The 12,501-nt window shown below is 67.6% G+C and carries 15 protein-coding genes; 7 read left to right on the top strand and 8 right to left on the bottom strand.

Translation table 11 applies throughout. The features are described from left to right. The first annotated feature begins 32 nt into the window (after window positions 1–32). Together FBZ90_RS03065 and FBZ90_RS28245 are read left to right on the top strand one after the other, a co-directional pair. Window positions 33–269, top strand: a complete 237-nt coding sequence (locus FBZ90_RS03065; RefSeq protein ID WP_211101899.1) for a BrnT family toxin — start codon at window positions 33–35, stop codon at window positions 267–269. Beyond that, entirely contained in the window at window positions 235–588 is a 354-nt protein-coding gene (locus FBZ90_RS28245; protein ID WP_145729575.1) for a helix-turn-helix domain-containing protein, read from the top strand. Before FBZ90_RS03065 ends, FBZ90_RS28245 begins: the two co-directional genes overlap by 35 nt. 2 nt (window positions 589–590) lie before the next feature. Here FBZ90_RS28245 and FBZ90_RS03055 read toward each other — a convergent pair whose 3' ends face one another. The 6 genes from FBZ90_RS03055 to FBZ90_RS03030 form a co-directional block, all read right to left on the bottom strand. Further along, window positions 591–1,316: an ABC transporter ATP-binding protein gene (locus tag FBZ90_RS03055; protein ID WP_145729574.1), complete on the bottom strand. Its 726-nt coding sequence runs from the start codon at window positions 1,314–1,316 to the stop codon at window positions 591–593. Next, entirely contained in the window at window positions 1,316–2,149 is an 834-nt protein-coding gene (gene livG / locus FBZ90_RS03050) for a high-affinity branched-chain amino acid ABC transporter ATP-binding protein LivG (RefSeq protein ID WP_145729573.1), read from the bottom strand. The genes FBZ90_RS03055 and livG overlap by 1 nt, the downstream gene beginning before the upstream one ends. After that, on the bottom strand, window positions 2,146–3,450 hold the full coding sequence (gene livM, locus FBZ90_RS03045; protein WP_145729572.1) for a high-affinity branched-chain amino acid ABC transporter permease LivM: 1,305 nt from the start codon (window positions 3,448–3,450) through the stop codon (window positions 2,146–2,148). Before livM ends, livG begins: the two co-directional genes overlap by 4 nt. Before the next feature lie 4 nt (window positions 3,451–3,454). Then, complete coding sequence (locus FBZ90_RS03040) at window positions 3,455–4,387, bottom strand: ABC transporter permease subunit (protein WP_004273582.1); 933 nt, start codon at window positions 4,385–4,387, stop codon at window positions 3,455–3,457. A 215-nt stretch (window positions 4,388–4,602) separates the two neighbouring features. Next, window positions 4,603–5,151 (bottom strand): GNAT family N-acetyltransferase, encoded by a 549-nt coding sequence (locus FBZ90_RS03035; RefSeq protein WP_145729571.1) that lies wholly within the window; start codon window positions 5,149–5,151, stop codon window positions 4,603–4,605. A gap of 17 nt (window positions 5,152–5,168) precedes the next feature. Continuing rightward, window positions 5,169–5,744, bottom strand: coding sequence for a helix-turn-helix domain-containing protein (locus tag FBZ90_RS03030; RefSeq protein WP_186455580.1), 576 nt, complete (start codon window positions 5,742–5,744; stop codon window positions 5,169–5,171). A 190-nt stretch (window positions 5,745–5,934) separates the two neighbouring features. Between FBZ90_RS03030 and ggt the strand changes: the two genes are divergently transcribed. The 5 genes from ggt (at window position 5,935) to FBZ90_RS03005 (ending at window position 10,281) form a co-directional block, all read left to right on the top strand. Next, the gene (gene ggt, locus FBZ90_RS03025) at window positions 5,935–7,647 is read left to right on the top strand and encodes a gamma-glutamyltransferase (RefSeq protein ID WP_246130125.1); all 1,713 of its coding nucleotides are present in this window, start codon (window positions 5,935–5,937) and stop codon (window positions 7,645–7,647) included. A 194-nt stretch (window positions 7,648–7,841) separates the two neighbouring features. After that, window positions 7,842–8,159 (top strand): hypothetical protein, encoded by a 318-nt coding sequence (locus tag FBZ90_RS03020; protein WP_145729570.1) that lies wholly within the window; start codon window positions 7,842–7,844, stop codon window positions 8,157–8,159. 104 nt (window positions 8,160–8,263) lie between these two features. Beyond that, entirely contained in the window at window positions 8,264–8,476 is a 213-nt protein-coding gene (locus FBZ90_RS03015) for a hypothetical protein (RefSeq protein ID WP_145729569.1), read from the top strand. Window positions 8,477–8,761: 285 nt separating this feature from the next. Further along, complete coding sequence (efp, locus tag FBZ90_RS03010; RefSeq protein WP_145729568.1) at window positions 8,762–9,331, top strand: elongation factor P; 570 nt, start codon at window positions 8,762–8,764, stop codon at window positions 9,329–9,331. A gap of 140 nt (window positions 9,332–9,471) precedes the next feature. Next, window positions 9,472–10,281, top strand: a complete 810-nt coding sequence (locus tag FBZ90_RS03005; protein WP_145729567.1) for an inositol monophosphatase family protein — start codon at window positions 9,472–9,474, stop codon at window positions 10,279–10,281. Window positions 10,282–10,339: 58 nt separating this feature from the next. Here FBZ90_RS03005 and FBZ90_RS03000 read toward each other — a convergent pair whose 3' ends face one another. Together FBZ90_RS03000 and FBZ90_RS02995 are read right to left on the bottom strand one after the other, a co-directional pair. Next, complete coding sequence (locus FBZ90_RS03000; protein WP_145729566.1) at window positions 10,340–11,728, bottom strand: ATP-binding protein; 1,389 nt, start codon at window positions 11,726–11,728, stop codon at window positions 10,340–10,342. Further along, window positions 11,725–12,453: a response regulator gene (locus FBZ90_RS02995; protein WP_145729565.1), complete on the bottom strand. Its 729-nt coding sequence runs from the start codon at window positions 12,451–12,453 to the stop codon at window positions 11,725–11,727. The genes FBZ90_RS03000 and FBZ90_RS02995 overlap by 4 nt, the downstream gene beginning before the upstream one ends. Window positions 12,454–12,501: the final 48 nt, after the last annotated feature.

Here is a 12,501-nt window from a genome sequence, read left to right as displayed (position 1 = left end):
TTCCAATGGGACAAACGCAAGGCTGCTGAAACTTGGCCAAGCACGGCGTCCGATTTGAGGATGCCTGCGCCGTCTTCCGGGATCCGTTCGCCATCGAGTGGCCGGATGAGCGTGAGGATTATGGTGAGGAACGTTTCATCATCATCGGCATGGCGGCGGGGCGGTTGTTTTACGTCGCCTACGCCCTCCGGGGTGATGATATCCGTCTGATCTCCGCCAGAGGAGCTGAGCCCCATGAGCGCCGACGATACCACGATGAAAACGCTTGACCCCGACGCCACCCCTTTCGCGCGCTTTGATGCGATGTCAGAGGAAGAGCGCCACCAGGCTGCGTTGAGCGATCCGGACGCGCGACCGTTGACGCCTGAAGACATGTCCCGTATGCGCCGGGTGCCGCAGGTGCGGACGATGCGTCGAGCGCTGGGGTTGACGCAGGAAGAGTTCGCCGCGCGGTTCCATGTGCCCATCGGGACACTGCGCGACTGGGAACAGGGCCGGAAGGAACCGGACGCCACGGCGAAAGCCTATCTGAAGGTGATCGCCAAGAACCCCGACGTTGTCCAGGAAGCGCTCAAGCGGACCGCCTGAGGTTAATGCGCCCCACCCTCCAGGTACGCCGCGCGCACCTGCTCGTTGGCCAGCAACTCGCGCCCTGAACCCGTCAGCACCACCTCGCCCGAGGCCAGGACATAGGCGCGGTGGGCCAGCTTTAGCGCGTGGTAGGCGTTCTGCTCCACCAGCAGGATGGTCATGCCGCGTTCCCGGTTCAGCTGCTCGATGACCTGGAAGATCTGGCGGATGATGAGGGGGGCGAGGCCCAGCGAGGGCTCGTCCAGCAGCAGCACGCGCGGCCGGCTCATCAGCGCGCGGGAGATGGCCAGCATCTGCTGCTCCCCGCCCGACAGTGTGCCCGCACGCTGGGCCTGGCGCTTCTCCAGAATGGGGAACAGGCCATAGCAGGTGGCCAGATCCTCGGCGAAGTGGGCGGGGTCGGCCAGGGTGGCGCCCAGCCGCAGGTTTTCCAGCACCGTCATGCGCGGGAAGATGCGCCGTCCCTCGGGCACCTGGGCGATGCCCTGCGCCGCGATCAGGTGCGGCGGCAGGCCCACCAGGCTCTTGTCCTGGAACAGGATCTGGCCCTGGCTGGGTCGCGGGTTGCCGCAGAGGGTCATCAGCAGGGTGGACTTGCCGGCACCATTGGCACCGATGAGGGTGACGATCTCCCCCTCGTTCACCGTCACGTTGACGCCGCGCAGGGCGTGCACGGGGCCATAGCTGGCGTGGACGTCGGACAGTTGCAGCAGCGGGCCGGCCATCAGGGGGCCCCCACGCCGGCGTGCGCCAGATCGTCCGCGTCGGGTTCGCCCAGATAGGCCTTGATCACCCGCGCGTCATTGCGGATTTCGGCGGGCGTGCCGGCGGCGATGCGGGCGCCATGGTCGACGACGAAGATGCGGTCGGAAATGTCCATGACCAGGCCCATGTCATGTTCGATCAGCAGGATGCCGATGCCGTGTTCGGCGCGGATGCCGGCCAGCAGGTCGGCCAGCGCCCGCGTTTCGCGGGGGTTCAATCCCGCCGCCGGCTCATCCAGGCACAGCAGCAGGGGGTTGGTGCTCATGGCGCGGGCGATCTCCACCCGGCGCTGCATGCCGTAGGACAGGTTGCCCGCCGCCTCATCCGCCACGGCCAGCAGGTCCAGCCGGCGCAGCCAGTCGCGCGCCGTTTCCACCGCCGCCTCTTCCGCCGCGCGCCAGCCCTTCAGGTTCAGCAGGCCGGCCAGGGAGAAGACGGATTTGGGCATCAGCGTCTGGTGCTGGGCCACCAGCAGGTTTTCCAGCACTGTCATGCTGGGGAACAGGCGGATGTTCTGGAAGGTGCGCACGACGCCGGTGCGGGCGACGCCGTAGCCCTTCAGCTTTTGCAGCTCGATGGGCCCCCGGGTCGGGTGGCGCAGCAGCAGCCGGCCGGCCGTGGGTCTGTAGAAGCCGGTCAGGCAGTTGAAGATGGTGGTCTTGCCGGCGCCGTTGGGGCCGATCAAGGCGGTGATGCGGTTGCGGTCGGCGGTCAGGTCCACGCCGTCCACGGCCAGCAGGCCGCCGAAGCGCATGGTAAGGCCCTGAACATCAAGAAGGGGCTCAGTCGTCATAACGCGGCCTCCGCCACGGGCTTGGGCTTGGCGGTCGACAGCCGGATGGTCGGCAGGCGGCCGGCCAGCAGGCCGCCCGGCTTCCAGATCATGATCAGGATCATGGCCAGGCCGAAGGCCAGCATGCGGTAGTCGGCGAAGCCGCGCGCCAGCTCCGGCAGCACGACGATGAACAAGGCCGCGATGATCACGCCCGCCTGGCTACCCATGCCGCCCAGCACCACGATGGCCAGGATGGTGGCCGACTCCATGAAGCCGAAGCTTTCCGGGCTGACGAAGCCCTGGCGGGCGGCGAAGAAGCAGCCGGCCAGCCCGCCCATCAGGGCGCCGGTGGCATAGGCGGAAACCTTCACCATGGTGGGGTTGATCCCCAGGGAGCGACAGGCGATCTCATCCTCGCGCAGGGCCTCCCAGGCGCGGCCGATGGGCAGGCGGCGCAGGCGGGCCACGGTGTAGGCCGCCAGCGCGGTCAGCGCCAGGATGAGCAGATAGAGAAAGATCAGCCGGTGTTCCGGCGCGTAGGCGATGCCGGTGATTTCGCTGAAGGTGTGGCCGCCCTCCGGCGCCCGCCGGTCGAAGGTCAGGCCGAACAGGGTGGGTCGGGCGATGCCGGAGACGCCGTTGGGCCCGCCGGTCAGGCTCTGCCAGTTCAGGATGACGATGCGGGTGATCTCGCCAAAGCCCAGGGTGACGATGGCGAGATAGTCGCCGCGCAGCCGCAGGATGGGCAGGGACAGCAGCACGGCGAACAGGCTGGACGCCAGCCCCCCCGCCGCCAGCGCCGGCCAGAACCCCCAATGCAACTGCGTGGTGGTCAGGGCGCAGGTATAGGCGCCGATGGCGTAGAAGGCGGCGAAGCCCAAATCCAGCAGCCCGGCCAGGCCGACGGTGATGTTCAGGCCTGTCGCCAGCAGGATGTAGATCAGCGCCGTTGTGCCCAGGTCGATGATGTAACGGTTGGCGAAGGGCAGGAAAGGCAGGGCGGCGGCGGCCAGCACCAGCAGCGGGCCACCCCAGGGACGCAGGCGCTGGGTACTGGCCGGCGGTCGCCAGTTGGCGAGGGGGGCTGTGGCTTTGGCCAGCGGACCCGCCAGGAGGCCCAGGATCAGCCGGCCCAGGAAGACGAGGACGCCGGCCAGGGGCACATAGGCCAGGTTGGTCTGCACCACCAACCCTTGGTCCAGGTTGACGGTGCGCAGGCCCAGGAAGGGCACGGCCAACGCCATGGCGACCAGGCCGGCGATGCCGGCGTCGCGCAGGCGATGGGGGAAAGGAATCGGGGCGTTAGCGGGTGCGGCCATGACCTCACACCTTCTCGATGTCAGGACGGCCCAGCAGGCCCGAGGGGCGGACCACCAGCACCAGGATCAGGATGGAAAACGCCGCCACGTCCTTATAGGCGCTGGAGACGTAGCCGGAGAAGAAGGCCTCGATCAGGCCGATCAGCAGGCCGCCCAGCATGGCGCCCGGCAGGCTGCCGATGCCGCCCAGCACGGCGGCGGTGAAGGCCTTCATGCCGGCCAGGAAGCCGATGTAGAAGTCGATGACGCCGTAATAGAGCGTGACCATGACGCCGGCCACCGCCGCCAGCCCGGCCCCCAGCACGAAGGTTAGGGAGATGGTGCGGTCCACATTGATGCCCAGCAATGCCGCCATGGTCCGGTCCTGCTCACACGCCCGCTGGGCGCGGCCCAGGGCGGTGCGGTTGATGACCAGGGTGAACCCGGCCATCAGCGCCACGGTCAGCAGGATGATGAACATCTGGATGTTGGTCAGGCCCAAGCTGAAGTCGCCGTCGTGCCACAGGGTGACGCCGCCCGTCATGACCGGGGGCAGCGACTTCGACCGCGCGCCCTGGGTCAGCATGACGAAGTTCTGCAGCAGGATGGACATGCCGATGGCGGAGATGAAGGGCGCCAGCTTGGGCGCCGTGCGCAGCGGCCGATAGGCCACGCGCTCGATGGTCCAGCCATAGGCGGCGGTGAAGGTGCAGGAGATGGCCAGCACGATGACCAGGGCCAGCGGCACCGAGGTCACGCCCGCCCCCAGCAGCAGGGTGAAGGTGGTGACGGCGATGAAGGCGCCGATCATGTAAATCTCGCCATGGGCGAAATTGATCATGCGGATGATGCCGTACACCATGGTGTAGCCGATGGCGATCAGTCCGTAGATGGCGCCCAGGGTCAGGCCGTTGATCAAATGCTGTAGGAATGTGCCGACTGCCAGCGTGAAACCCATTGCCGCCTTAACCGCCCCTATTCATGGCTGTCCGGCGCGTTTCGGGCCGGTTCCCCCGCCGGCTTTGGCGCGGGTCCGCCCTGCCGGGACCGGCTGCGACCTTAACCCTAGTGCGCAGGGGCGGCAAGGCGGGGGCAGGGCGCGCGGGGGTGAAAATGCTGCGGGCGCAACATTTTTTACTGGCGATGGCGGGTAATTGGCCGAGGTAACGCCGTTCAGGCGCCGTAATTCCCCGTCGTTGATTCTGTTAAATGCTTGTACAGGATGGTCGTGGCCAGGGCTGAGCCATCGACATGGATGGCATATCCTGGGATGTCGCCCACGGTCTGGAACCCGACGGAGCGGTACAGCGCCCGGCCCTCGTCACTGCCGGTGTCCAGCAGCAGCAGGGTGCGCCCCTCCGTCCGGGCCAGCGCCTCGACGGCGGTCATCAAGGCGCGGCCGATGCCGCGTTGGCGGGCGTCGGGATGGACCAGCATTTTGGCGACCTCCGCCCGGTGGCGGCCGTTGGGCGGGCCGGCCAGCAGCAACTGCACCGTGCCCACCAGGCGGTTTCCCAGCCAGGCGCCCAGCAGGCGCCGCCCTCCCGTCTCCAGGCCCGGCCGCAGGCCTTGCCAGAAGGCGGCGGCTTCGCCCTCGGTGAAGGGCAGGATGAAGCCGACGCTGGCCCCGCCCAGGATGCAGGCGTGCAGGATGCCGCTCAGCGCCGGGGTCAGGGCGTCCAGCTCGGCGGCGGGGATTTCGCGGATGGTCAGGCTGGTCATGATGGCTCGGCGGTGGCTCAGGGGCGGGTGATGGCGATGACGTAATGCGCGGCGTCCGGGCCGGGGCAGTGGAAGCGGCTGCCGCCCGTCAGTCGGTAGCGCAGCATGTCCCCCGCCGACAGGGCGTGGCGTGTGCCGTCCAAAGTCAGGTCCAGCCGGCCCGACAGCATCCACAAATGATGCTCCAGCCCCGCCACCGGGGGCGCCTGATAGGCGATGACGGCACCCGGCGGCAGCGTGCCCTCCACCATCTCCGTCATATAGCCGGTGGCGGGCGGGGAGATGCCCCGACGGTGGAAGCCGGTTTCCGGATCGGTCCAGACGGGCTGGGAGGCGCGGGGGATGAACTGCTGCGGATCGGCCTCCACCTCCGCCAGCAGGCGGGACATGGGCCGTTCGTAGGCGGTGCACAGCCGCCCCAGCAGGGCGGCGGTGGGGCTGGTCTCCCCCCGCTCCAGGCGGGATAGGGTGGCCCGGCTGATGCCGCTGTGCTCCGCCAGGGTTTCCAGCGTCCAGCCGCGTTCCAGGCGCAGGCTTGCCAGGCGGGCGGCCAGGCGTTGGTCGAAAGGGGCGGGGGCGGGCGTCTGTTCCATAATGGGAATATTTCCCATATATGAGATGAAGATCAAGCCCCGCTCATCCTGTCGCAGCGCAAAATCATCTTATCTTTCGCGGGCGACCTGGGCATGCTGAACGCTTCCGCGGTTGAGCGGACAACGATGCAAACAAGAGGGGTGACCGATGGGGTCCTGGCAGGGTGGCGAGGGTGGCAAGGGTCGGTTGATGAAAGGCGTCACGCGCCGGTGGGTTCTCAATGCCCTGGGCGGGACGCTGGTCGGGTTGGCACTGGTCGCCGCCCTGCCGCAGGTCCAGGCCAAGGAGAGCGCCGCGGCGCCCGCCGCGCTGCTGTCCGGAGGCGCGGTGGCCTCGGCCGACAGCTTCGGCACGGCGGCGGGGGCGGAGATCCTGAAGGCCGGCGGCAACGCCGTGGACGCGGCCGTGGCCACCGCCTTCGCCTTGGCCGTGACCTATCCCGAGGCCGGCAACATCGGCGGCGGCGGCTTCATGACCCTGTTCGTCGACGGCAAGCCCTACTTCGTCGATTACCGGGAGGTGGCGCCCAAGGCTGCCACCCGCACCATGTACCTGGATGCCCAGGGCAACGTGATCCCCAAGCTCAGCCTGGTGGGGGCCAAGGCCGCCGGCGTGCCCGGCACCGTCATGGGCCTGTGGGAGGCGCACCACCGTTTCGGCACGCTGCCCTGGGCACGGGTGATGCAGCCGGCCATCACCCTGGCGGAGAAGGGCTTCCTGCCCTCCGACAAGATCATCGCCTACCGCACCGACATGATGGCGCAGTTCGCGGGCACCAACTTCGCCCGGTATTTCGGCCAGATGCAGGCGGGCAAGACCTTCATCCAGCCGGAATTGGCCGAGACGCTGAAGCGCATCGCCAAGGACGGGCCCAAGGAGTTCTACACCGGCAAGACGGCGCAGCTGCTGGTCGCGCAGATGAAGAAGGACGGCGGCCTGATCACGGCGCAGGATCTGGCGGACTATAAGGCCAAGTGGCGGGAACCCATCCAGTTCACCTGGCAGGGCAACGTCGTCTATACCGCGCCGCCGCCCAGCTCAGGCGGGGAGGCTCTGGCCCAGCTCTTGAAGATGAAGGAGCTGCGCGCCGCCGACTTCAAGGACGTGCCGCTGAACTCCGCCAAGTACATCCACCTGCTGGCGGAGATCGAGAAGCGGGTGTTCGCCGACCGCGCCGAGTACCTGGGCGACCCGGACTTCTACAAGGTGCCGGTGGAAAAGCTGATCAGCGACGACTACCTGGCCAAGCGGGCGGGGGAGATCAACCCGAACGCCATTTCCCCCACCCCCGATGTGAAGCCGGGGCTGGAGCCCAATGAGACCACGCACTTCTCCGTGGTCGACAAGTGGGGCAACGCCGTCTCCAACACTTACACCCTGAATTTCGAGTTCGGGAACGGCGAGGTGGTGGAGGGCGCCGGCTTCCTGATGAATGACGAGATGGATGACTTCAGCGCCAAGCCGGGCGTGCCCAACGGCTTCGGCGTGGTGGGCAAGGACGCCAACGCCATCCAGCCGGGCAAGCGCATGCTGTCCTCCATGACCCCCACCATCGTGACCCGCGACGGCAAGGTCAGCCTGGTGCTGGGCACGCCCGGCGGCTCCCGCATCTTCACCGGCGTCTTCCAGGTGATGAGCAACGTCTATGACTTCCACATGCCCTTGCAGGCGGCTGTGGCGGCGCAGCGGGTCCACCATCAACTGCTGCCCAAGGACACCATCTATTACGACCCCTACGCCCCGCTGACGGGCCCGGAGGCCGACAAGCTGAAGGCCATGGGCTACACGCTGGTGAACCAGGGCTGGAACATGGGCGACGTGGAGGCCGTGCGCGTGATCGGCACGGATCTGGAAACCGCGTCCGATCCGCGCGGCCGCGGCGCCGGCCAGGTGGTGCGCTGATCAAGCCACCAGTTCATTGAATTAATTGACGAAACGGCCGGGAGTGTGTTGCTTCCGGCCGTTTTTAATTGCGGTCGCATTAAGGCAAACATCGCCCTTAAATCGTCAACATCCACCTTCAGATTACCAGTCATGGGAAGCCGACGACGGCATCAGCCGACAAGCGAGCGTCCCACGTTTTGGAGGTTAAGATCATGACGAGCGATTTCCTGCGTCTGGCGAAGGTAAAGCGCTTTGCCGCGGTTGCCGCCCTGGTCGTGGTCGGGGTCGCCGCATCCGGTCTGACCGCGACCAAGGCCAAGGCTGATGAGTACTGGCACCATCACCGCGGCTACTACCGCTATCACGATTACTACGGTCCCCGGGTCTACGTGGCGCCCCCCCCGTACTACTACGCCCCGCCGCCCCGTCCGGTGTACGTGCCGCCGCCCCCGGTGTACTACGCCCCCCCGCCGCCCCCGCCGGTCTATTATCCGCCGGTCGGCCTGAACGTGGTCATCCCCATCCGCTGACCCTATCCACCTAGCCCATCCCATTCAGTCGGCATCAAGTCCGGCCCGGGGCGGCACCCTTCAGGTTCCGCCCCGGTTCAAAACAAGAGAGCACCGAGGCCATCATGTTGAAGAAAGCTGTCATCGTCGTTGTCGCTGGCTCCCTGTTGGCCGGTTGCTCCGGTCTGAACGCCCGCCAGCAGCGCGCGCTGTCTGGTGGCGCCATCGGCGCCGCAGGCGGTGCCGCCCTGACCGCCATCGTGGGCGGTCCGGTTCTGGCAGGTGCGGCGATCGGCGCCGCGGGTGGTGCCGCGGTCGGCGCCCTGATTAAGCCCTGAGTCTCGTTGACCGCCTTTTTATCTTCTTGAATCCCCTCATTCCCTGTTTCCCATCCCAGACTTGATCAGGCCCGGCTGGCATCCGCCCGCCGGGCCTTTTTCCGTGGGCGGTTCCGCGGGCACCCGTCCCCTGCCGCCCCCATCGCGGGGCCAGGTCGGCCTCTTTCGCGAGGCATAACGCCGAAGGGGCATGCGCCCGGGGAATTTCGGCCGACCTTGTCCGGCCGGCCACAAGCTGCTAGGGTCCCCGCCGCTCACAAACACCCAGGTTAAAGTTGAAGCACCATGAAGGTTAACGCCAACACCATGCGCCCCGGCCACGTTATGGAGAATAACGGCAAGCTGTGGGTGGTCGTGAAGACGCAGATCGTGCAGCCCGGCAAGGGCGGCGCCTTCATCCAGATCGAGATGAAGGACGTGCGCACGGGCACCAAGACGATCGAGCGCTTCCGTACCCAGGAAAGCGTGGAACGTGCCCGCCTGGACGAACATGAGATGACCTTCCTGTTCGCCGAGGACGGCGACAGCTACACCTTCATGGACAAGGAAACCTTCGAGCAGGTCTCCATCCCCGGCGATGTCGTTGGTGACGGCAAGGTCTTCCTGACCGATGGCATGGAAGTGACGGTGCAGACCTTCGAAGGCGCGCCGCTGTCCGTCGAACTGCCACAGACCGTGACCCTGCGGATCACCGAGGCCGACCCGGTGGTGAAGGGCCAGACGGCCTCTTCCTCCTACAAGCCGGCCGTGCTGGAAAACGGTGTGCGCATCCTGGTTCCGCCGCACATCGAAGCCGGCACCCGCGTGGTGGTCAGCACCGCCGAGGGCGAATATATGGAACGCGCGAAGGACTAAGCCTCCTTCCCGCCGCCGCCCTCGGGCGGCTGGTTCGTTGCCAGAGCGAATTCCGCCTTCCGGTGGAATTCGCTCTCGGCTTTTATGGTAGGGCGGTCCCCCGGGGACCTGCCCCGTGATGAGATCAAAAGGGACACCCCATGGCCGCCCGTTCCGCTATCCTCAACGTCATGACCAAAGCCGCCGAGAAGGCGGGCCGCGCCCTGGTGCGCGACTTCGGCGAGGTGGAGCAGCTGCAGGTTTCCCGCAAGGGCCCGGCGGACTTCGTGTCCGCCGCCGACCGCAAGTCGGAAAACATCATCCGCGAGGAACTGGCCAAGGCCCGTCCCAGCTTCGGCTTCCTGCTGGAGGAGACGGGCACCGTCGCCGGCAGCGACCCGTCGCATCGCTGGATCGTCGATCCGCTGGATGGCACCACCAACTTCCTGCACGGGCTGCCGCACTGGGCCATCACCATCGCGCTGGAGAAGGAAGGCGAGATCGTCGCCGGCGTGGTGTACGAGCCGGTGCATGATGAGATGTTCTGGGCGGAAAAGGGCGCCGGCGCCTTCCTGAACCACACCCGCCTGCGTGTTTCCGCCCGCCGCGCCATGCCCGACGCCCTGATCGCCACCGGCATTCCGTTCAAGGGCCATGGCGACCACGCCGCCTATCTGCCCCAGTTGCAGGCGGTGATGGGCGAGGTCGCCGGCATCCGCCGTCTCGGCGCCGCCGCCCTGGACCTGGCCTATGTCGCGGCCGGCCGTTTCGACGGTTTCTTCGAGACCAACCTGAAGCCGTGGGACGTGGCCGCGGGCCTGCTGATGGTGACCGAGGCCGGCGGTTTCGCCACCGAGATCGGCGGCGGGCGCAACCCGCAGAGCGGCGCCAGCGTGCTGGCCGCCAACGCCCATCTGCACCTGCCCCTGGGCACGCTGCTGCGCAACGCCGGCAAGAAGGCCGCCGGCTGACGGGTTTATTCCGATTAGTGGAAACGGCCCGGACCGTCCCGTCCGGGCCGTTTCATTTTCAGGTGACGGGCAGCGTCACCCGGGCATCCAGCCCCCCGCCTGGCCGGTTGGACAGGATCCGGTTGGACAGGATGATGTCGCCGCCATGGGCGCGGATGATGGCGAGCGCGGCGGTCAGCCCCAGGCCCACGCCGCCCGTGACCCGGTTGCGGGACCGGTCCAGGCGGAAGAACGGGCTGAACACCTGCTCCAGCGCATCGTCCGGGATGCCCGGGCCCTCGTCCCGCACCGTGATGACCAGGTTTCCCGCCCCGTTTTGCACCTGTGCGTCATCCAGCGTCACCGTCGGCGGTGTCGCGTGCCTGACGGCGTTCTCGACCAGATTGGTGAACGCGCGCTTGAGTGCGAAGGGCCGGCCGCGATAGACGGCATGCGGCGGTCCCACATAGGGGATGGTGATTCCCTGGTCGGCGAATTCGTCGGCGATGGTGATCAGCAGGCCCGCCAGGTCGAAGGCCGTCACCGCCTCCTCATCCGCGTCATCGCGGAAAAAGGCCAAGGCCCCGTCCACCATGGCCTGCATCTCGTCTACATCGCGGAACAGCCGCGCCTGTTGCACCGGATCCTCTACGAATTCGCCGCGCAGCCGCATGCGGGTCAGAGGGGTGCGCAGGTCGTGCGAAATGGCCGCCAGCATGGCGGTGCGGTATCCCACGAACTTCTGGATCTGCCCCTGCATGCCGTTGAAGGCCCGGATGACACCGCGCAGTTCGCGAGGGCCCGACTCGATGATGGGGGGCGCCTTGGGATCGGTGCCGAACTGCCGCGCGGCGGCGGCGATACGTTCGATGGGGCGGGACAGTTGCCGCGCCGCGATCAGCGAAACGGCCGCGGCCGACAGCAACAGCAGCACCAGGATGATGGCGATGCGGGACAGACGCACCAGATCCCGGGACCAGTCCCGCGCCATGTAGACCAGCCAGCTGCCATCCTTCAGCGGCACGCCCAGGAAGCGTGGGCGCGGGTGCGTTCCCATGTCGGCCCGCAAGCCCATGCGGCTCGCGTCCGCCGCTGTCGCGGTGAACACCAGGGCCCGCTGTCCCAGTGCCTCCAGCCAGGGGCTGGGCAGGGGATGGATGTCCTCCGGTCCCGATTCCCGGTCCAGCGCCACGGCCAGGGGGCTGGCGGCGTCGTACCAGTCGACCTCATACAGCTTGGTAGACGCGGCGCGGGCCAGGGCCGGCCGTATCTCCGGCGGGGCGGTGTCCATGGCGTGGCTGATGCTGGTGACCGCCTGGAACAGGCCGGCCTCGTTGGCGGGCGGCGGCAGCCAGATGCCGGCGAAGCTGACGGCCAGGGCGCTCAAGGTCGCGGCCACTGTCACCGCCGCCATGATGGTCAGGGCGAAACGACGGGCGATGGTGTCCAGCGGCCAAAGCGACCTCATTGCCGTCGCACCTGGGGTGTGAAGATGTAGCCGCCGTTGCGGACGGTGCGGATCAGGGCGGGATTCTTGGGGTCGTCCTCCAGCTTGTGGCGCAGGCGGCTGACCTGCACGTCGATGCTGCGGTCATAGGCCCCGTGGCTCAGCCCCCGCGCCAGATCCAGCAGCTGGTCACGGGTCAGCACGCGCTGCGGATGCTCCACGAAGGCCAGCAGCAGGTCGAACTCCCCGCCCGACAGCAGCACCAGGGTGCCGTCCTCGGACCGTAGCTCGCGCCGCGCCACGTCCAGTCGCCAGCCGGCGAAGCCCAGGCAGGGGCGGGTTTCGGCCACCGCGCCGCCCCCGTCATGGGTTCGCCGCAGGACGGCCTTGACCCGGGCCAGCAGCTCGCGCGCGTCGAAGGGCTTGGTCAGGTAGTCGTCCGCCCCGATCTCCAGCCCGACGACGCGGTCGGTATGGTCGGCCATGGCGGTCAGCATGATGACCGGCACGCGGGACGCCGTGCGCAGGGAACGGCACAGGCTGAACCCATCCTCCCCGCGCAGCATGACGTCCAGGATCACCAGATCCACCGGCTCCGCCGCCAGGGCCGCGCGCATGCCCCCACCTTCCTCCGCCACGCGCACGCTGTAGCCGTGCTTTTGGAAGAACAGGGTCAACAGGGACAGGATGTCCTCATCGTCGTCGACGATCAGCAGGGTGGGGGAGTGCGGCGGCGTCAGGTTCATGGCCGCATGCTAGCACGCCCCTTCCCCGCGCCTGTGTCCGTTGTCCCG

The sequence above is a fragment of the Nitrospirillum pindoramense genome (assembly GCF_007827955.1).
GTDB classification, from domain to species: Bacteria; Pseudomonadota; Alphaproteobacteria; order Azospirillales; family Azospirillaceae; genus Nitrospirillum; species Nitrospirillum amazonense_B.
This window is presented reverse-complemented; position numbering and strand designations above follow the sequence as displayed.